We start from the raw sequence: 19,959 nt of genomic DNA, 5'->3' as shown, positions 1-19,959 counted from the left end.
ATCATTCCCATCCTTCGTTGTAACGTTAGAATTTAATAAAATTCCCCGCATGTTCACGCCTCAAAGCGTTTATAGCGGAACTTGTCGCGCGCGCCCGTTAATGGCATAGTCCTTTCTGCTATTAGCTGGTTCGTATTGGTGAATACACCCATTAAAAATGGTACACCTTATAAGTAAATCTAAAATAAGGGGCGTATTAAAATGAATTATCTACCGATAAAGTTCAGCGTGATTATATTGTTATTTTGTTTATTCGTTGGTGTCAATTCTGTTTCAGCTGAAGAAAAAATACCTGTGAACAGATCAGCGAAAGACGGAGATATAACGCTGACTGTTAATGAATATTCCATTAAAGACGATGGAAACGCAATTGCAGTACATTACAGTGTCACATGTGATACAACTTGTAAAAAATTAAATAAGACTTCAATAGGAGAGTTAATCGAAAGTCCAGATGTCTATATTGGAGATAAACGAGTACATGGGCATGCTTCAGGGATCGAAAGGGTAAGCAAAAATAAATACGTTGGAACACAAAAAATCACTATCCCTGAATTCAAACCTAAACGCCAATCTGGTTTTCATGTAAGTTTTAATACAGATGCAATTTTAGATAAAGCAGGACAATGGACTATTGAATGGAATGTTAAATAAAAAACATCTGCAAAAGCCTTTCGAATGTAACAGGCTTTTATATTTTAAATTCTTATTCAATAAAATGTCCCGCTTCAGGAGCAAAACTGTTCCGGAAGCGCGCCCTTTTCTTGAACAATCTTTATAAAAATTCACCCATTAAAATGGGAAGAAGAATATAAATAAATTGACTATTATTAAAACTGAGGCAAATATGGTTGATTTAACGCTTACAAAACCAATGTAAAAGAGAACAATGACGGCTATTGTTGTTAAAACTGCAGGTATGGTGCGTATAAACAAAGAGAAATCCATTTTTTTAAACCACCAAGTAATCAACAATATAACGCTTCCAATTAAAACTGCCACTAGAAAAGGTGCTAAAACCATCATGCTACTCAATCCCTTTTGGTATTTATTTTATTCAACATAATGGCCCGTTTGTTGCACTGTAAGCAACACTAATTAAATCTTTTCAGTATTTATGTTATTTTCCTGCATTTTAACATATGGATTAAAAAAATGATGACAGATGACAGAAAAATTTTTACAAATTAAAAAAACAGTGGATAAATCACATACGAATTGACACAGTAATTCACAGTTGTTTTAACATAGTAAATAGAAGACAAAATAACAGGATGACACTATTTATTGTCATTATGCTAAAAATGGTGCGAATTTGTATGTTAAAACGAGTGTGACTACAATCAAAACATTGATATGACAGTAAAAAATACCACACCCATTTGAATGTTATTTGGTGTGGTATTTATGGTTATATTTTATATTTTCTCCACAGTAAGTGAACTACTTATATTGTCCCTGCCTCCCCTTTTCATGACAGAGAAAATCAAGTATACTCCTATATAGAAGATCATACACTAAAAACCGCAGACGTTACAGTGTCTGCGGCTCAATAGACCGAACCCCACCAAAAGGGGGCGGCGCTGGGAAGATAACCCCTTACGCTCTCCAGGCATATGAGGGGTTATTTATGATCGGACATAATCAGCGCTACCAAAGCACCGAACGAGACCATTAAGGCCAAGGCATCTGCTACATCGATGGGCGCCACCTCCCTCCTTGGGGAGCTCCAAGTAAGGAATAAGGGACGCCACCCCCTCATATGAAGCCGATCTATTGTAACTTCCAGCATAACATAATTATATCTTATTTCATTTGGCTCGGTACCTATTCAATGCCAATCGCGGCTAAAAGGCCAGTTCATTTAAGCAATACATCTCCCTCTCCGGTAAGTGGAGGAGGTTCTAGAATCCTTCACCGTTAATGGTCCTGGGCTTCATCTTTAAGCCATTTGGCTGTTGGTGTTTCGGCATGCAGCATCTCTTCTGGTGTGCCTTCGAATATGAGATGACCGCCTTTTTTGCCGCCTTCTGGACCGAGTTCGATGACCCAGTCGCTCGCCGCTATAAAGTCCAGATTATGTTCAATGATGACAACCGAATTGCCTTTGTTCACCAGATTTTGAAAGACCTCTAAAAGCTGGGCGTTATCATCCATGTGCAGTCCCAATGATGGCTCGTCCAGCAGATAGACCTGGCCTTCTTTTTTCAAATGACTGGCCAGTTTCAGACGCTGCACTTCACCGCCGCTTAGAGAACGCGTCGTTTGCCCTAACGTCAGATAGCCTAGTCCGACGTCTTTGAGCGTGTTCACACGTTTCGTGAGCTTGGGTGTTTCAAAATAATTCATGGCCTCATCGATCGTTAGTTCCAGCATCTCCACGATATTTTTACCGCCATACCGATAGGACAGTGCCTCTTCTGAATAACGCGTGCCGCCGCATGCTTCACAGGCTATGGTTACAGGATCAGCAAAGGCGACATCTGGGGTTGTGACACCTTTGCCCTTGCAGACAGGACATGCGCCTGAGGAGTTGAAACTGAACAAGCCTGCTGGCTGGCCTGTTGCTTTGGCAAACATGGCACGAATATCATCCATGATCCCCATATACGTAGCCAGTGTCGACCGGTCAGAGATACCGATGCTGCTCTGGGATACCATAATGGTTTCAGGATGCGTCTCCGGGAAAGCCTCCAGCATTAAGGAACTTTTACCTGAACCAGATACCCCGCAAACCGAGACCAGAACATTTTTGGGAATCGAGATGTTTATCTGTTTCAGGTTATGATGATTAACGTTTTCCAAGGTGAAATAATCATTGATAGCCCTTGGCTGCTTGTTGATGCTGAGCTCATGGTTCAGGGATGTTGCGGCTCTCGAGTTTTCGAGGCCTTCTAATGCCCCCTGGAAGACAACCTCCCCGCCAGCTGAACCGGCGCCCGGACCCATTTCGATGATGACATCCGCTTCTTTAATGACTGACAGATCATGTTCGATGACAATGACGGTATTATGCTGCGCTTTAAGGCTCTGCAGCATTTGGATGAGCATCGCCACTTCATCGGGATGGAGACCGGCACTCGGTTCGTCGAAAATGTAGGTGATATTATTGAGACTGCTCCCTAAATGACGGGCGATTTTGACCCTTTGTGCTTCGCCGCCGGACAGGGTGCCCATTTGCCGTGACAGACTCAAATAGCCGAGTCCCATGTCAATGAGCTGTTTAACCTGGGGAATGATCTGCTGCGCGATTGATTCACCCAGCGGATCGTTGATTTTCGCCAGTTCTGTCTTGAGTTCGGTCAGTTCCAATTGATTGTATTCGGCAATATTAAAGCCATTAATCCGGCATTTCAATACCTCTGGATTGAGACCTGACCCCTGACATGTCGGGCATAAAGAATGACTCGACATGGCTAAGACATCATCCTGGGATATCTGTGCCAGCTTTGAGACGTCCCGGTTGATATACAGACGCCTGAACCGGGGTAATAGCCCGTCCCACTCATGATCCTGAGAACCATGTTTGGTATGAAACGGCGCAAAAACGCGTTCACCTTCCGGGGGCCCGTAGACTAATAAGTTGAACGTATCCTCGGAATAGTCCTTGATTGGCTTATCCGGATCGAATAAGCCGCCGGTCACCATCCACCAGCCCTGCCAGCCTGCCGGTGATAAGGGTTTGAATTGCACTGCATAGCCCCGGAGTGATTTATTATAATCGAGCAGCTTATCGGGGTCTGGTGCAATAACTCTGCCAAAACCACCGCATTCCGGGCAGCTGCCGAACGAACTCTGACTCGAAAAATCTGTCGCCTTGCCGACTGCTGGCTCGCCGATACGGGAGAACAGAAGCCGGATTAAGGGACTGATATCCATATAGGTGCCCACCGTTGAGCGGGAATTGCCGCCGACAGATCGCTGCTCCACGACAACCGACGGACTTAAATTTTGCATCAGATCGGCTTGAGGCCGTTCGTATTTTGGCATACGATTTCTGATATAAAGCGGATAGTTCAGCGTCATTTGTCGCCTGCTTTCGGCAGCTAATGTATCAAAAACAACGGAGCTTTTCCCTGATCCAGACAAACCCGTAAACAGAGTAATTTGTTCTTTCGGTATATTTAAAGCAACATTTTTCAAGTTATTTTCTTTAAGACCTCTTAGCCTAATTTCATCCTTCACCTCTGACACATTATCCGTCCTTTCGTTGTGGTGCCTGTCACTTCCCGGTTTTTGTCGAATCCTGCTGCAGCCGGTCTTGCTGTCTGTTCTTATAATAATACCCCTCAGCGTAACACGTTTCAATTACGTTTGAGGGGATTCCAGTTTCTTTTCAATTTAATACGGGTGGGGACGTCTGGTTGGATTGGCTGGCCATCGATGAGCAATTCAGCATTTTCCTGCAGCTTGAATTTGGCTGATTGCTTCATTGATTGGTATGCTTTTGCCAGACGAAATTCTTCACTATCGGCGCTGTGAGTGTTTGTCGCCATAAAGTGTACCATGCTGGCTTGCAGCAGTTTTCGGGTTAATTTTTGCACCCTTTTACCATGAATGCCGACAAGGCTGGCGGCGTCCGCTTGTACTAAGACGCCGTTTTTCACCATATCGTATAAATGATTTGGGTTTTCGGCGATGATGCTGTGGCGTTCTGGATGAGCTATGACGGGGACATAGCCAGCAATTTGCATGTCAAACAAGAGCTGGGCGAGATACGACGGCAGAGTGTCCTCCGGCAATTCGAGCAGTACGTAGCGTGTTGTCTGATTCAGCGGAAGAAGCGAACCGTCCTGCAGACCGTTCGTGATCGTTTCGTGGACTCGAATTTCCTGCCCGGGAAGAATATTAAGCGCGATGCCAGTCTCCTGTAATTTAGCATTAACGTAGTCGGTGACGCCAATAATAGCTTCACGCTGGTTATGATACCGACCATTCTGGTGATGGGGTGTGACAATAACGGTATCAATCCCCTGACTGACAGCCGTCTTCGCCATAGCCAGTGTATCGTCCATGGTTTGCGGCCCATTATCCAGCCCCGGCAGCATATGACTATGGATATCGATCATTCAAACACTCCTGATTATGTTTATATGTTCAGACTATACACGCATTTTAGGCTTATTGACTTATTGTACAGCTTTTCAACTGGCTCCTTCAACTAAAAAAATCGACGAAAATGACGCCTTCTGGGTGTAAATTCCGCAGACGGGTCCTGATATTCCTGGCAATCCCGGCAAGACTAATACGTTTCCCTGAAATTATTATATTAGGATCACAGATAGACTATGACTCAGCTTTCATATAGTTGTGATATACGTTTCTAGTCTAAGAGAAGCGAACTTAGCCACATGGAGCGATACAGAAGCTTTCTATTAGTCTTATTCCAGCAGGGACTAATATATTACAAGGAGATTACGAATAGATTACAAATCCATAAATAACCTTATTATACAATTTTTTCATGATATACTAGCAACTAGAATAAAACGATCTGGAGGCGAATATGACGTGGCCAATAAAAAAATCCTTATGTCCGTAGCAGCAAGTGCCGCGATTGCCGCAACCATATATAGTGCTGATGATGCAGAAGCTGCCTCTTATAAAGTCAAGAGCGGCGACACATTGTGGGCAATCGCTCAGCAGCTTGATACGAATGTTGGGCAGCTGAAATCGGTGAACGACTTATCAGGAAGCACCATTTATCCAAGCCAGGTTCTGGAGACAGATGATTCGACTGTATCAGTTGTCGAATCAAACAAAAAAGATAACAGCAGTGCGAAGGATACATACACGGTAAAAAGCGGTGATACGCTGAGTGGAATTGCGTCCAAACATAATATCTCGGTATCTGAACTGAAGGATTGGAATAATCTTGATTCAAACCTGATCCACCCAGGCGACAAATTCAGTGTGAGTGCTGCGAACAAAAAGGAATCAAATTCTGACAGCGGATCTGAATCAACGAGCTCCAGCAATGGGACAAGCTCTTCCGGCAGCAGCGCAAATAATGACTCACCAGACACACATACCGTTGCATCAGGTGATACACTGTCGGCCATCGCCAGCGCGTACAACGTATCTGTCCACAAGCTGAAAGACTGGAATAATCTAGTGTCTGACTTAATTTTAGTCGGGCAGAAGCTCTCGATCGGAGCAAACGATTCGAACCAAGCGAACGGAACATCCAGCGATTCGGATTCTTCCTCAAACACGTCAAATGCTAACGGTGGGAGCAGTGTCGACACAGACTATGATGTTAATGAATTAATTAACACGGCCAAAAGTCTTAAGGGCACCCCTTACGCTTGGGGCGGAACCACAACAAACGGTTTTGACTGCAGCGGCTTTATTCAGTACACGTTTAATCAAGCCGGCAAAAATCTCAGCCGTCTTTCCAGTGAAGGCTACTATAATCGTGCACACTATGTGAGTAAACCGCAGCTCGGCGATCTTGTATTTTTTGAAAATACGTATGCAGGTGCAAACGGCATTTCCCATATGGGAATCTACCTTGGTGATGGCGACTTCATCCATGCCGGCTCCGATGGCGTAACGATTTCAAATGTCAACAGCAGCTATTGGCAGCAGTATTTTGATGGCTACAAGCGCTTTTATTAATTGATTAATATAAGAAGGGAATGGGACAAAACTATTTCCGGAGCGACTTAAAAATACGTTTGTCCCCCCTCTTCTTTCGCCGCTTTCACAGACCACCATAAACCAGGCGGCCGAGCAAACCATTCATTGTCTGTGGACAAATCAGGTTCGCTTGCCACGCTTACAGCATCCATTGCCAGTAAGTAAATACGCTCAGAAAGATAATTAGTAACCACATTGGCATCGATACAAATCCCACGCGAAGCAAATCCCGATCGGTAAAATAACCATACGAATAACTGATTAAATGAACCGGTGACTGAGTCACAAGCAGAAAACCAGGGACACATGCGAGGTAAACACCCATGCCAAGCAGCAATGGTGAAATGCCGTTAATTTGCTCACCTACCGTAATGGCAAGCGGCAGCATGATGGTCATAAAACCGAGCACATTGACAAATACAAGTCGAATAACTGCGGTTAAGACAATCAGCCCAATAACGATGACATAAGTCGGCCAGTTACTGGCATGTGCAATCATAAATCCAGCTATCGTATCCAACACCCCTGTATCCAGCAACAAATGAGCTAACATGAGTGTTGAGGCAAAAAAGATCATCATATCCCAATTAATACCCTTTTTCGCTTCATCCCACGACATAACGCCGATATATGGACTAACCGTTAATAAAGCGCCGAACAGTCCTACCAGCGGGATAGAGAACCCATGCAGCGGCTGACTCAGCCATAGCAGCAGTGTGAAACTGATAATTCCAGCCATTTTGATTTCCTGCTTTGTCCATGGGCCCAGTTTCTGTTTATTTGTCTGTATTAATTCGGCGACAACAGTCCGGTCAACATGTTCAGACGGGAATGCTTTCATAAATAACAGCCACAGCAGACATACAAACAGACCAACCGGGAAGGAAAACAAAAGCAGCCAGTTCGTGTACGTTATTTTATCGGAGACGTCTGAGAGCATCCCAAACGCATAAACGGTAGAACTGGCACCGGTTGGTATAAAGGCTGCAGCAATTGAACTGACATACGCAATACCGATGAACAGCGCCTTGCCAAGATTGGAGGTTTCCTGAATTTGCCGCAAATGGGACAGCAAGTCATTCAGCGTTGAGCTGATTAAACTGCCTTTACCAATATTAGATGGAATGAAGGCGGTCAGCACAAACATCATAACAAACGATACAGCCAGCAGCAGACGGACGGAGCCTTTAGCGAGATCAAGGATCATCATGGCAATCCGGTTGGCAAGCCCTGTCGTGATAAATGCATGGGACAGGATAAATGTTGCAAACAGCAGCCATACCAGGCCGGATCCGAACTCATTCAGCACCTCATCATACGAATAAAAATGAATGGATAACAGGGCAATGAGAATAAGTGAACTCAACGCAAGCGGAAAGACCCGGCCAATCCAGAGAATCTGGACGATAACAAGTAAAGCTAATGCTTGCACCTGTGTATCCCAGTCCCAAATTGGCATAAAGAAAATCACATATAAAACAAGTATTGTAATCAAAAAACGAGTTTGTTTAGTCATCGTGAACCTGCTTTATGACGCTTTGGCTTTCCGTTTTTTTACCCACGATACAATAAACGGATAGGATATGGATAATAACGTCATTAAAGCCAGTACAATCGTTATAGGTGAAGCCGTCAGCATATTCCAGATACCGTCATGAGCAACGAGACTCTTGCGGAAGTTCTGCTCCATATCACCGCCGACGATCAATGCGAGTATAAGCGGTGCTATCGGAATATCCAGCAGTTTCATCAGCAATCCGATTACGCCAAAGATCACAAGTAAGTAAAAGTCGACCGTGCTGTAACTCAGCGTATATGTTCCAATGAACGCCAGCACGAGAATCAGTGGATACAGGACTTTAGGCGGTGTGTTTAGTATACGAACCAATAGCCCAACCAGCAGAATATTGAGAACCACGAGGAACAGATTTCCAATAAACATACTGTTCACCATTGTCCAGACCATATCAGGATTGTTTTCAAATAATAAGGGGCCTGGACGCAATCCCAGCATAATCACAGCACCCAGAATAACGGCGGTAGTGCCTGAACCAGGAATCCCCATTGTCAGCAATGGAATGAACGCGCCTACTGAGGCAGCGTTGTTCGCCGACTCCGGCGCAGCCACCCCTTCAATGGCCCCTTTGCCAAAACGCTCCGGCTTTTTGGCAAGCTGCCGTTCGGTTGTATAACTGAGCATTGATGCGATGGAACCACCTGCGCCAGGCAGCACCCCGATTAAAAACCCGATCGGGCCGTTACGGATAATCGGCCATTTTGACTGTTTCCATTGCTCTTTGTTAATGCCTTTTTTGCCGACCTTGTTTTTCTGCACACTCAAGCCATCGAGATGAAGGTAATTGTACAGCACCTCCCCGACCGCATAAATACCAATAATAACAATCAGGAAGTCCACACCTTCGCTTAATTGCGGTATATCAAACGTGAAACGGTAGACACCCGTTTGCAGATCGACACCGATGGTACTTAACATGAGTCCCAGGGCCATAGCAATGAATCCTTTGACCATTTTGCCAATTGACAGCGAGACAACCGCTGATAAGGTAAATAAGAAGAGTAAGAAATATTCTGCAGGACCAAAATCTAATGCAAATGATGCGAGTGGTTTAGCCAAAAGAACAAAACCGACAATCGCAAACAAACCGCCAATCAGTGATGCAATCGCCGATATCGTCAGTGCCTGCCCCGCTCGTCCCTGTTTCGTCATGGGGTAGCCATCAAACGATGCAGCGATCGCAGAACCATCTCCAGGCGTATTCAATAAAATTGAGCTGCGCGAACCACCATACATGGCCCCGTAATAAATAGCAGCCATTAAAATCAACGCACTTGTCGAGTTCATCCCGAATGTAATCGGAATAAGAACGGCAACGGCTGTCGCAGGGCCAAGGCCGGGCAGCATACCAACAATCGTTCCAAGAAAAGCACCGACCATCACCCAGAGCAAATTGCCCGGCTGCAGCGATACCATTAAACCATCTATGACATTTTGAAAATCCACACCCATGGTTTCAGCTCCTTTCTATGGCAGACTGACGTTCAGTAATTGGGCGAATGAGTACCAGGACAGAAATGAGAATACGACCGCAACAATAATATTCTGAAGCCAATGTTTCCGCCCATTAACCAGAAACAGCAATGCACCCAGAAACAAAATCGTTGAATAGAGAAAACCGATACGTTCAAATAAAAAGGTGTAAATCAAAATAAGGACAATCGTCACACCAATTAATTTCGGCGTACGTCCAGAAGACAGCTCTTTCACATCTTCAATAATTTCTCTCCGGCGTCTCCATTCCTGAACGAGATAAATAACGCTCATGACCAATAGAAAGAAACCGATTATCATCGGAAAATATCTTGGTGCATCTGGATTGCCTACCTGAGCTTTGTCCATATTGAACGTTAAAATTAAGTAGCTAGTGCTTAATACAATCAAAAAAACTGGCATAATCAGCCGGAACATGCTTACTTCCCCCATTTCACCATGAGAATGAATCCACCGGCTGCGTTTAGCCCGGTGGATTCATTCTATTGTCTTATTTATCTGTCAACCCGGCATCGTTGAGCAGTGTTTCATATTTATCAGTCTCACTCTTGAGGAATTTCTTTGTTTCGTCGCTGTCCTTATAGTAGGACTCCCATCCGTTATTATCGAGTACGTCTTGCCAAGCATCTGTATCTATCATTTTACTAATCTTGTTATCCCAGTAGTCGATTTCTTCATCACTCATATCCGGTGGTCCCATAATACCGCGCCAATGCGGGAAGACCATGTCAACGCCCTGTTCCTTCCACGTTTTCACATCGTCCAAGCCTTCCAGGCGCTCATCAGACGAGACGGCTACCATATTAATTTTATCTGCCTGATGCTGTTCCTTGGCTTCTGATACTGACATCGTTGCGGCATCCACATGACCTCCCAGGAGAGCTGTTACGACGTCACCGCCGCTTTCATATACCTGGAAATCAATTTTTGTTACATCAACGCCAAATTCCTTAGCTGCCTGTATAAAGGATAGGTGATCATCATTGCCTAAGCTTGGTGCAACACCAATTTTTAGCGACTTCGGATCATCTTTCAGCTTCTGCATGACCTCTTTGCCGGATGTCATATCTGAATCTGGTGCTACTGCAAGAGCGACCCACTCGGTTGTGAGCGTTGCCAGCGGTGTGAAATCTTTATACGTCAGGTCACTTTGACCCAATACGTTATTCGTAATCACCAAGCTGGAATTAATAGCAAGCGTATGTGCATCTTTTTCTTTAAGGTATTGCCAGCCGACTTCTCCGCCGCCGCCAGGCTTATTGACGACATTCATGTTTTGATTGACAATACCCTCATCCGATAAAATTTTCTGCATGGCCCGGGCCGTTCCATCCCAGCCGCCACCAGGCGATGCGGGAGCTACAATTTCAATGTTCTTCTCCGGGAAATCGGAACCGCCGGAGGCCTCTCCTTCTTTATCCTTGCCGCCATCCCCATCAGATGACGATGAGCAACCGGCTACAGTAATCACGGCCAGCAACAGTAAAACCCCTATGAATTTACGCATGATATCCACCTTTCTTTTTATATTAAGTACATAATAAACTCAAAATTCGCTTTTGTAATCGTTTTCAAATTTAATGAAATAAACCATGTTTTATTCATTTTGTTCATTTTGTTCACGAGCCATGATTCGGCACATACTTTCGTTCCGGACGGCCGACAATACCATACTCCTGTTCCACAAAAACACGATTAATCGACACTAAATACTCGAGATACCTTCTGGCAGTTGTCCGCGACGAACCAATCTGTATCCCCATTTCTTCAGCCGTGACAGGATCAGGATGATGGCTGATATAGTTGTTAATCTTTTTCAGGGTAACCTGATCAATGCCTTTGGGAAGGTTTTCGTATGTTTCGTCATTCGTTTCTGTATCTGCAGCCGGTTTATCTGATTGTGTGAATAAATGATCCAGCATGTTCTGATCAATTTTATCTTGCTGCTGCAGCACGCTTTGCCGCTCCTTATAATTTTCGATAACCTTCATGAAATGCTCCAGTGAAACAGGCTTGATCAGATAGTTAAAAACACCCTGGCGCAAACTTTTCTCCAGCAGATTCTTTTCATCAGCAGCCGTAATGATGATAATATCTAAATACGGTTGCATATCACGGATTTGTGTAATCAAATTGATGCCCATCATGTCGGGCAAATAAATATCGAGCAGGAGCAAATCCACTTCCTGTTCATTCAGCAGCTGAACGGTTTCTTTTCCATTCATAGCTTGTCCAGCCACCTCTACACCGTCTATTTTTTCTAAAAACCCTTCATGGATATTGGCAACGCGAAAATCATCTTCTGCAATGGCAACCCGAATCATTTAGGATCCCTCCTCCCGTTCTTTTGGCATGTAGGCAGTAATCGCTGTCCCGTACTCATTTGAATCTATCTCAATATGGCCGCGCAATGCTTCAACAGCTTGCTTCATATTATACAATCCATAGCCGCGATGCTCACCATTGTCGCTGGATTTAGTAGAATAATGCTGTGCAAAAACATCCTGAATAGCTTCCTCCCTGATCCCGCTTCCGTTATCGGTTACTTCAAAAATAATATCATGGCCGATATCCAATGCGGAAAACGTGACATAGCGATTGTTTTGCTTAAGTACTTCATCAAACGCATTATCAATTAGATTCCCGATAATTGTAATAATATCCGACGATTTAATATGCCCTGGCAGCCGGTCAAGCTGACTTTGGTCATCCACCTGAAAGTCAATTTTCTTTTCCGATGCCTTATTCATTTTGCCGAGCAATACGGCTTGCACTTTCGAATCCCATATTTGGTCAAAAATCAATTTATTTATTTGCTGGTCATCATTTGCCTCTTCACGAATCATCTCCAGAGCCTCATCGTACTTTTCCAGCTGAATTAAGCCGGAAATGACGTATAGCTTATTGGAAAACTCATGTGTTTGGGCGCGCAAATCATCCGAATAGCGTTTTACCTCTGACAGGGTATCCAGCATTTCTGTTACATCCGTTTTATCTCTAAACGTCATAACCGTTCCCATATAAGCGTTTTCTTTGATAATGGGAGCCATATTGACAATAATTGTTCGCCGGTTGATATGCATTTCCTGATTAACGATAGGTGTCTGCTTCGTGAGACGGCCTTGGTGAACATCAGGCAGCACTTGATCAATCGTTTGATTAACATCACGGTCATTCAGTTGCAGGAGTTGTTTAGCTGTTTCATTGATAAGCGTTACCTTCTCCTTCTTGTCGGTTGCAATAACACCTTCATTAATAGAAGATAGAATAGCTGCACGATCCCGGTACAAGGTGGCAATCTCACGCGGTTCCAGGCCTAGGGTATCCTTCCTGATATGTCTGGCGAGCATATAACTGGCAGCAAAACCGACTATAATCGCTAAAATAGATAGATAGATATTTCGCCGCAGACGATGCGCAACCACATCATTAATGTTTTCTTTTAAGTAGCCAACTGTTACGACACCAAGCACATTTCCGCGTTCATTCATGATGGGTGCTTTTCCTGTAACAGATGGCCCAATCCATTTAGAAGAATCAATATTATAGTAACCGCCAAATACAGCCGCCTTATACCCATCCTGAAACGCCTGCTCAATACCAATCATAGCTTCATTCGGATGCGATAAAACAGTCCCCTGGCGGTTCTGAATCACAATGTAGTCCGCTTGAGCCGGAATATCAAGCTGCTTGGTTAAAGCTTCGAGTCGTTCCCCGTCCTGATCCCGCAAGGCCTCCTTCACGGCAGGCACGAAGGATATGGTTTTCGCTGTCTGCAGGCTCAGACTATTTTTATTCGCATATAATTGCTTGATTTCAGTGTACGTGACAGCGCTCAGCAATAAAACCACAATCATCACGATAATGCCAATAACGATCCCAGCTATTTTTGTCTGTATCGATACATTCAGCAACCGCTGTTTCACCAAACGTCACCTGCTTTATCTGAATTAAATATATCCTTCATGTGTCACGGATAAGTATAGGAAATTTTAAAACATTGGGCAATTAATTGGGTTGCATGAATGGGCGCGCCTTGTGCTCACATGAAGACGATGGCTGCACGCCTTCGGATAAATGATCGCCATGATTCATATATAAATAGCTTCATCCAACTAAGGTCTTTACAGCAAGCGATGCGTAAGCTATAATCACATCATGATTTAATCCTTAGTAAAATGATATGAAAAGGAGGATTTAAATGAGTACTGCTCAAAAAGCTGCTGCGCAATCATTTCATGATCAAGCGGATAACCCAAATCCGCCGCTGAGTCATTGGCAAAAACCGCATGTCATTTTGGGTTCTATTGTCACGGTGATCCTAGGTGCCTATATTTTTATGAGCGTTTCCGCTATTCAAGGTATTTTATATGCACTGGGAATAGCCCTCGGATTCACCTTGTTTCATGCCCGCTTCAGCTTTACGTCCGCTTTTCGCCGGCTGATGTCCGTGGGCAATGTGCAGGGAATACAGGCCCATCTGGTCTTGCTTGCCGTTGCCTCCAGCCTCTTTGCACTTATATTCACAGTTGATTTTTCGCTGACTGGCTCGGGTCCAAGCGGGTATGTTTCACCCGTTGGCGTCAGTCTCCTAGTAGGATCATTTATGTTTGGTATTGGCATGCAGCTTGGAAGCGGCTGTGCATCAGGAACACTTTATCATGTCGGAAGCGGGGAAACACCGACCGTTTTGACATTGCTTGGATTCATAGCCGGTTCGGTCATGGGGGCCGATCATTGGGGATTCTGGGTAAATGATATGCCAAGTCTGCCCGCATTTTCACTCGCGACATCGACAAACCTCGGCTATTTTGGCGCTTGGCTTGTTCAGATCGCTTTGTTTGCTGTCATCTTTTGGATAACCATGAAAGTTGCCAAACGGAAAAGGCCGCCAAAAATGAAGGCCCTGCCCTCGGAAAAAGGCTGGAAACGAATCCTGCGCGGTTCATGGCCGTTGCTTACCGCAGCTGTCATTCTAGCTGTATTAAATGCCCTGGTGTTAATTGTCAGAGGAAGTCCGTGGGGCATTACGTCCGGATTTGCCTTATGGGGCTCTAAACTAGTTAGTGCATTAGGTATCGACGTGTCCCAATGGACGTATTGGAGCGGTGATCGAAGTGCTGCTTTGACCGAATCTGTATTCAAGGATTCGACGAGTGTCATGAACTTCGGCATTATTCTCGGGGCGTTTATCGCTTCCTCTTCAGGTGGGTTGTTCAAACCGAAAAGGATGAAAAAAGGCGTGGCACTTGCCTCCCTTGTCGGCGGCGTCTTGATGGGATACGGCGCCCGGCTTGCTTTTGGCTGTAATATTGGTGCGTATTTCGGCGGTATTGCTTCATTTAGTCTGCACGGCTGGATCTGGGGAATCGTCGCACTTGCCGGTACCTTTGCTGCCCTTTATCTTCGCCCGCTGTTCGGAATGAATAACCCTAACAAAAATGATTTCTTTTGCTGATAGCAGCATAGGGCTGAGGCAAAAGTGGAGACCACCAGATAACGCTTGCTTGACGAGGCTTGCAGGCGGCTGGTAAGCCTCCTCGTACTCAGCGCTTTATTCCCTTCCTTGAGTAAACCTTTATGAATTTTGCCCAAAAAATGTTATCGTATTATATTGTGCTATGTTTGCGGTCATTACTCAAAAGAATGGAGGGTTTATTATGGATGGAAATACGCTGACAAACGATAAAACAAATCGTTTGTACCGTTTTATGCTCTATGCAGCTATTATCGTTACAGCATTTAACTTACGCCCAGCCATTACATCAGTTGGTCCGGTCATTGGCCTGATACGCGATGATATGGGACTTTCAAATGGGGCTGCAGGCGTTATTACAAGTTTGCCGCTTCTTGCATTCGCAGCTGCTTCACCTCTTGCACCGAAAATCGGAAATCGCTTTTCCAATGAAAAAGCTTTATTAGTGGGATTGGTTTTATTAGCAATTGGGATTAGTATGCGCTCGATTTCTTCTGTGTCGTTATTATATATTGGAACATTTCTTGTTGGTATTGGAATTGCTTTTGGTAATGTGCTGCTTCCTGCAGCCATTAAAGAAAAACTTCCCAAAAAGTCAGAACTTATGACGGGCATTTATTCAACTGCCATGAATGCCATGGCTGCTGTCGCTTCCGGTTTAAGCATACCAGTAGCTGAAGGAATCGGACTGGGATGGCAAGTGGCCTTATTGATTTGGACAGTACCTGCACTCATCGGGGTCATTATCTGGATCTATCTCAGCCGTAAAAGACCACGAGAGAACAAAGAAAATACAAGTGAGGAGACTTCTCCTGATATCCCGATCTGGAAATCATCCTTAGCCTGGCAATTATCACTGTTTATGGGCTTTCAATCATTCTTATTTTATATAACGATCTCTTGGCTGCCTGAGATACTGCATGATTATGGCGTCTCAATGGCTACAGGCGGATGGATGCTGTCGTTTATGCAGTTCGTCGGCTTGCCATTCAGTTTTCTTATGCCCGTACTTGCTGGCAAGTTCCGCTCACAATGGGGACTGGTCTGGTTGCTGGTCGCCTGCGATTTCATCGGATATAGCGGGTTATTGTTCGGTCACTCGTATGTCGTGATGGTTATCAGTGTTATACTGATTGGCGCAGGACTGGGTGGTACATTCCCATTAGCCCTGACATTCGTAGGCATACGGGCACGCAACGGAAAACAAGCTTCCGTGTTATCTGGAATGGCCCAGTCGTTTGGTTATTTATTAGCAGCAATCGGTCCTGTGTTTATGGGCTATTTATATGATGCTACAGGTTCCTGGACCATCCCGCTGACGACAATGCTTATCGTAACGCTGCTTGTGATTATTTTTGGTTCACTAGCCGGACGCAATCGCTATGTTTTCGACTAAAAATAATTCAGCATCCCGGCTATTGTGTTGACGTTAGCGATGGTGAGTCGCATTTGCTCACCGGGCTTGGCCGATAAATTCGGACAGCTGATCCAGCGCAATATTTCCACCCGACAGCACACAGCAAACATTTTTCCCGTGCAAGCCTGTCTTATTGGACAAGACAGCAGCGACTGCCGTTGCAGCAGAGGGTTCGATCAGCTGTTTCGTACGCTCCAGTACGAGCAATAGCGCTTGCCGGATGTCTTTTTCAGACACCAGTACAATGTCATCGGCATATTTCTGGACAACCGGAAACGTCAGATCGCCAGGCTGCGATGCCCGGAGACCGTCAGCGATCGTGTCGGCATGATCGATCGCGGTGATAGCGCCTTGTTGTTTGGACAAATAGGTATCATTGGCCCGCTCCGGCTCAACGCCAATGACCTGAACATCGGGCCTTGTCTCTTTGACAGCCGTCGCTATACCAGACATAAGGCCCCCTCCCCCAACAGGCACAACAATCGCGTCAACATCGGGGATCTGATCGAGAATTTCAAGACCGGCTGTACCCTGACCAGCCATGACAAGCGGATCATCATATGGCGGAATAAACACTGTCTCCTCGTCGTCTGTCAGTTCACCAGCCTTCTGCAGCCGCTCGGTCGACGTCGTGCCATATGATATAATAGCCGCTCCATAACCGCGAATCGCTGCCACTTTACTGGAAACAGCATTTTCCGGAACGACAATCGTCACCTGCAGCCCGAGTTTCGCGGCAATATAAGCGACCGCCTGCCCGTGATTGCCTGATGAGGCCGTTACCACATGCTTGGCCCCTGCCTCAGCAGCAGCTTTCACTTTATTCGTGGCACCGCGGATTTTAAAAGCCCCGATTGGCTGCAGATGCTCTCCTTTTAAAAACAGCTGATTATCATTCATGGATGACAGCGTGCGTGAGGTGATCATCGGCGTCTTTCGGACCACGTCAATTATATTTTGTGAAGCGTTCTCAATAGCTTTAATCGAAATCACAGCTTTAGCCCACCTTTTCGCATTATCTGTTCGAACTCATTATCGGGATAATGGCTCTCACACGTCATTTAAAAAACTTTCTTTCTTTAATGCTATTTAGTATCACGTCACCAGCAAAAACAAAGAACCAAAGATACAGCAACTCTCTATTTAAATCAAATCTATTAATGATAAAGAGAGAAACAGGTATTGCAAGAAATATTAAGCCTAATACGATTGAATGCTTCCCACTATATTTTTTGAATCCCTCTTTATCGGTTACTTCTTTTTCTAATTTGCCAGTAAAGCTCCACATAACAATGTTTTCGGCCTTGTCATTGAGATAGGCATAGCCCATTAGAAAAAATAAAACTGCAATCATAACAAGGATAAAACTGAATAATACAAGCAAACATAATCCACCTTTCTAGGCGGCTAACAAACTCGATGATTATTATCTTTTGCGTTTACGGGCAGAATTGATACAACGATCCAGATTCTATAGAACCAGTGTCTTTAGAAATGGGTTCCCATTTATCTTCGTTTTTTTCGATTGTTTTAACCAAAGGATTCTGTCCTTTTATTTTATAGGTGTGTTTTGTCCTGATGGAGTTAGAAATTGTTTTTGTAGTACTTTTCATTATGCAGGTGGAAACTGTATGCTATATAATGCAACACCTGCGATAAAGAGAACAAAGCCTGCAAAATGAATAAAGAATTTTTTCAAACCTTCGGGCTTATATTTTATATCTATATAGGTAGTAATTCCGACGATAGCAGGGTAAAAAAGGGCCCAATACGGTACAGATAATGGTGTTAAGTGATTTAAACCTAAAACATAAAGAAAGGCCACAACTAAAATAATGATCAGCCCTGTACGAAGCCGATTAAATTTCTTTGTATTAAATCTTACTGCTCCAATTATAGTGAAACAAAGCAAAGTAAGTATTATGGTGGCGTAAGGAATTGTTTTTAGGTAAGAAGCGACAATACCATCTATTGCTATATTACATATCAAAACAAATAAGAAAATTTTTGTTTTCTCGTAGTGCTGTGCCTCAGCAGCAGTCATATTTTAGCCTCCGTTCACCAATGTTTTTACCTGATTTATAATGGCAATTACAGCTATGATTAAAACTATAAATCCTACAACAAACATGAAAATAATTTCCAATATTTTTATCGTCTCTGACTTTTTAAAATGAATGCTTTATTCCATAAATGCGCCCGATAGCTTAATCTGACCCAAATTTATTTTCAAAACACGCCTTGCAATAAATTGCTCCATCAGTGGTTTTGACCCATTTTTTGATAATCGCATCTGTCCTTCCAACATGGTCTTTTTCAGGAAACTTCGCTAATACTGCCATAAATTCATTTGGTTTAATTTCTCTGCCACAGGCATCACACTTCATAAAATCACTCCTGCTATTTTTTAAAATAGTATTTTGTTCAACAAAATGGCCCGTTTCGACAACTAGGGACGCAGTATTTTATTCCGCAACTGTGCCCAAGGAATAGCGTATTCCCCGTTGATTTCTGTTCCAGGCGGACGCTTTCCGCGGGCATGGCTTCAGCCTCCTCACTTCGCTACGCTTCGTTGCGGGGTCTTCAGCTCATGCTATTCCCGCAGGAGTCGCCGCCTTCCACTCCAATCAACTGAGAGTCTGCTTTTAAATTTATTCAGGAATAGCGCCCGTTTGCGGAAATATTACAACTTAGCTTATTAAAAGTTATATATTGCTAAAAATACAATGAAGATAAGAATGGTGAAGATAATTCCACCTAAGTATGGTTTAGAATTTTCTTTGCCTTGTTTCTTAATAATTGGTACTACAAAAATAAAGTAGAGGGCTCCAGTTATTAAGGCGGCAACAATCGATTTTATAATAATATTTATTTCTCCCTGTATCAGTTCTACTCCACAATCTGGCCCGATAACGCCACATTTCTTATTCCAGAATTGCGCCCGTTTGCGGAGTGGCTTTTTACGTACATATAACTAAATCATCATATTATTAAATACTTTTTAGCTTTGTTTTTTCTTTAAATACAGAAATAAGCAATAACGTAATTCCGACAATAAATAAAGCAGCTTTTATTAAGGATGGTTCAGTATATCCGAAAGCCATTCCTGCTAATCCGATTAGCCCCATTAATGCTAAGAGATACAATACAAATATTTTACTTCCGCCCATTACCTATCATCCTTCCTCTAAATAATTTAAATTTTTACTTGTTCCATTAATTGACCCGTGCTGGCACAACTTTGTGCGACAATCGTCAGCAATAGGTAAGCGTTTGAAGTTATCTCCGGCTTTTCCCCTGCTCCACACGGAACGTGCAAGTTTCCCCGCATTCCGCGTTCCATCTAACGTAATT

The 19,959-nt window shown here is 44.0% G+C and carries 18 protein-coding genes; 5 read left to right on the top strand and 13 right to left on the bottom strand.

Translation table 11 applies throughout. The annotated features are described in order from the left end of the window. Positions 1-201: 201 nt before the first annotated feature. Together ACFQU8_RS10005 and ACFQU8_RS10000 are read left to right on the top strand one after the other, a co-directional pair. On the top strand, positions 202-654 hold the full coding sequence (locus ACFQU8_RS10005) for a hypothetical protein (RefSeq protein WP_382359409.1): 453 nt from the start codon (positions 202-204) through the stop codon (positions 652-654). 235 nt (positions 655-889) lie between these two features. Next, a complete protein-coding gene (locus ACFQU8_RS10000; protein WP_382359406.1) occupies positions 890-1,066 on the top strand; it encodes a hypothetical protein in 177 nt (58 codons plus the stop codon). A gap of 854 nt (positions 1,067-1,920) precedes the next feature. Here ACFQU8_RS10000 and ACFQU8_RS09995 read toward each other — a convergent pair. Both ACFQU8_RS09995 and ACFQU8_RS09990 read right to left on the bottom strand, forming a co-directional pair. Further along, the gene (locus ACFQU8_RS09995) at positions 1,921-4,194 is read right to left on the bottom strand and encodes an ATP-binding cassette domain-containing protein (RefSeq protein ID WP_382359403.1); all 2,274 of its coding nucleotides are present in this window, start codon (positions 4,192-4,194) and stop codon (positions 1,921-1,923) included. A 110-nt stretch (positions 4,195-4,304) separates the two neighbouring features. Further along, positions 4,305-5,069, bottom strand: a complete 765-nt coding sequence (locus ACFQU8_RS09990; protein ID WP_382359400.1) for a tyrosine-protein phosphatase — start codon at positions 5,067-5,069, stop codon at positions 4,305-4,307. Positions 5,070-5,511: 442 nt separating this feature from the next. Here ACFQU8_RS09990 and ACFQU8_RS09985 point away from each other — a divergent pair, with 442 nt between their 5' ends. After that, complete coding sequence (locus tag ACFQU8_RS09985; protein ID WP_382359397.1) at positions 5,512-6,621, top strand: C40 family peptidase; 1,110 nt, start codon at positions 5,512-5,514, stop codon at positions 6,619-6,621. A 160-nt stretch (positions 6,622-6,781) separates the two neighbouring features. Here the strand turns inward: ACFQU8_RS09985 and ACFQU8_RS09980 are convergent, their stop codons facing one another. The 6 genes from ACFQU8_RS09980 to ACFQU8_RS09955 form a co-directional block, all read right to left on the bottom strand. Beyond that, complete coding sequence (locus tag ACFQU8_RS09980) at positions 6,782-8,158, bottom strand: SLC13 family permease (RefSeq protein WP_382359394.1); 1,377 nt, start codon at positions 8,156-8,158, stop codon at positions 6,782-6,784. A gap of 12 nt (positions 8,159-8,170) precedes the next feature. Beyond that, on the bottom strand, positions 8,171-9,670 hold the full coding sequence (locus ACFQU8_RS09975; protein ID WP_382359391.1) for a tripartite tricarboxylate transporter permease: 1,500 nt from the start codon (positions 9,668-9,670) through the stop codon (positions 8,171-8,173). A gap of 15 nt (positions 9,671-9,685) precedes the next feature. Beyond that, positions 9,686-10,129, bottom strand: a complete 444-nt coding sequence (locus ACFQU8_RS09970) for a tripartite tricarboxylate transporter TctB family protein (protein ID WP_382359388.1) — start codon at positions 10,127-10,129, stop codon at positions 9,686-9,688. A gap of 73 nt (positions 10,130-10,202) precedes the next feature. Next, positions 10,203-11,219, bottom strand: a complete 1,017-nt coding sequence (locus ACFQU8_RS09965) for a tripartite tricarboxylate transporter substrate binding protein (RefSeq protein WP_382359385.1) — start codon at positions 11,217-11,219, stop codon at positions 10,203-10,205. A 112-nt stretch (positions 11,220-11,331) separates the two neighbouring features. Beyond that, positions 11,332-12,036 (bottom strand): response regulator, encoded by a 705-nt coding sequence (locus tag ACFQU8_RS09960; protein ID WP_382359382.1) that lies wholly within the window; start codon positions 12,034-12,036, stop codon positions 11,332-11,334. Continuing rightward, positions 12,037-13,638 (bottom strand): ATP-binding protein, encoded by a 1,602-nt coding sequence (locus ACFQU8_RS09955; RefSeq protein ID WP_382359380.1) that lies wholly within the window; start codon positions 13,636-13,638, stop codon positions 12,037-12,039. It abuts the gene before it with no gap. A gap of 275 nt (positions 13,639-13,913) precedes the next feature. On the opposite strand from ACFQU8_RS09955, the gene ACFQU8_RS09950 reads away from it, so the two are divergent. Together ACFQU8_RS09950 and ACFQU8_RS09945 are read left to right on the top strand one after the other, a co-directional pair. Then, positions 13,914-15,170: a YeeE/YedE family protein gene (locus ACFQU8_RS09950; protein ID WP_382359377.1), complete on the top strand. Its 1,257-nt coding sequence runs from the start codon at positions 13,914-13,916 to the stop codon at positions 15,168-15,170. 202 nt (positions 15,171-15,372) lie between these two features. Then, positions 15,373-16,584: a CynX/NimT family MFS transporter gene (locus ACFQU8_RS09945; RefSeq protein WP_382359374.1), complete on the top strand. Its 1,212-nt coding sequence runs from the start codon at positions 15,373-15,375 to the stop codon at positions 16,582-16,584. Between the two features lie 57 nt (positions 16,585-16,641). Here ACFQU8_RS09945 and ACFQU8_RS09940 read toward each other — a convergent pair whose 3' ends face one another. The 5 genes from ACFQU8_RS09940 to ACFQU8_RS09920 form a co-directional block, all read right to left on the bottom strand. Next, positions 16,642-17,598: a threonine ammonia-lyase gene (locus ACFQU8_RS09940; protein WP_382359371.1), complete on the bottom strand. Its 957-nt coding sequence runs from the start codon at positions 17,596-17,598 to the stop codon at positions 16,642-16,644. 64 nt (positions 17,599-17,662) lie between these two features. Next, a complete protein-coding gene (locus ACFQU8_RS09935) occupies positions 17,663-17,989 on the bottom strand; it encodes a hypothetical protein (protein ID WP_382359368.1) in 327 nt (108 codons plus the stop codon). A 228-nt stretch (positions 17,990-18,217) separates the two neighbouring features. Next, positions 18,218-18,649 carry a hypothetical protein gene (locus tag ACFQU8_RS09930; RefSeq protein WP_382359365.1) on the bottom strand — a complete coding sequence of 144 codons (432 nt, stop codon included), beginning with the start codon at positions 18,647-18,649 and terminating at the stop codon, positions 18,218-18,220. Positions 18,650-18,812: 163 nt separating this feature from the next. Continuing rightward, on the bottom strand, positions 18,813-18,992 hold the full coding sequence (locus ACFQU8_RS09925) for a hypothetical protein (RefSeq protein ID WP_382359362.1): 180 nt from the start codon (positions 18,990-18,992) through the stop codon (positions 18,813-18,815). 603 nt (positions 18,993-19,595) lie between these two features. After that, complete coding sequence (locus ACFQU8_RS09920; protein WP_382359359.1) at positions 19,596-19,775, bottom strand: hypothetical protein; 180 nt, start codon at positions 19,773-19,775, stop codon at positions 19,596-19,598. Positions 19,776-19,959: the final 184 nt, after the last annotated feature.

This window comes from Lentibacillus kimchii (assembly GCF_042666895.1).
Lineage (GTDB): Bacteria > Bacillota > Bacilli > Bacillales > Amphibacillaceae > Lentibacillus > Lentibacillus kimchii.
The sequence above is the reverse complement of the archived record's forward strand: the minus strand, read 5'-3'. Positions and strand labels throughout refer to the sequence as shown.

Excerpts from the sequence above, each read along its gene's own strand:
- ACFQU8_RS10005 (WP_382359409.1), top strand. The coding sequence starts at position 202 with ATGAATTATCTACCGATAAAGTTCAGCGTGATTATATTGTTATTTTGT.
- ACFQU8_RS10000 (WP_382359406.1), top strand. The coding sequence starts at position 890 with ATGACGGCTATTGTTGTTAAAACTGCAGGTATGGTGCGTATAAACAAA.
- ACFQU8_RS09990 (WP_382359400.1), bottom strand. The coding sequence starts at position 5,069 with ATGATCGATATCCATAGTCATATGCTGCCGGGGCTGGATAATGGGCCG.
- ACFQU8_RS09980 (WP_382359394.1), bottom strand. The coding sequence starts at position 8,158 with ATGACTAAACAAACTCGTTTTTTGATTACAATACTTGTTTTATATGTG.
- ACFQU8_RS09975 (WP_382359391.1), bottom strand. The coding sequence starts at position 9,670 with ATGGGTGTGGATTTTCAAAATGTCATAGATGGTTTAATGGTATCGCTG.
- ACFQU8_RS09970 (WP_382359388.1), bottom strand. The coding sequence starts at position 10,129 with ATGTTCCGGCTGATTATGCCAGTTTTTTTGATTGTATTAAGCACTAGC.
- ACFQU8_RS09965 (WP_382359385.1), bottom strand. The coding sequence starts at position 11,219 with ATGCGTAAATTCATAGGGGTTTTACTGTTGCTGGCCGTGATTACTGTA.
- ACFQU8_RS09960 (WP_382359382.1), bottom strand. The coding sequence starts at position 12,036 with ATGATTCGGGTTGCCATTGCAGAAGATGATTTTCGCGTTGCCAATATC.
- ACFQU8_RS09950 (WP_382359377.1), top strand. The coding sequence starts at position 13,914 with ATGAGTACTGCTCAAAAAGCTGCTGCGCAATCATTTCATGATCAAGCG.
- ACFQU8_RS09945 (WP_382359374.1), top strand. The coding sequence starts at position 15,373 with ATGGATGGAAATACGCTGACAAACGATAAAACAAATCGTTTGTACCGT.
- ACFQU8_RS09930 (WP_382359365.1), bottom strand. The coding sequence starts at position 18,649 with ATGACTGCTGCTGAGGCACAGCACTACGAGAAAACAAAAATTTTCTTA.
- ACFQU8_RS09925 (WP_382359362.1), bottom strand. The coding sequence starts at position 18,992 with ATGAAGTGTGATGCCTGTGGCAGAGAAATTAAACCAAATGAATTTATG.
- ACFQU8_RS09920 (WP_382359359.1), bottom strand. The coding sequence starts at position 19,775 with ATGGGCGGAAGTAAAATATTTGTATTGTATCTCTTAGCATTAATGGGG.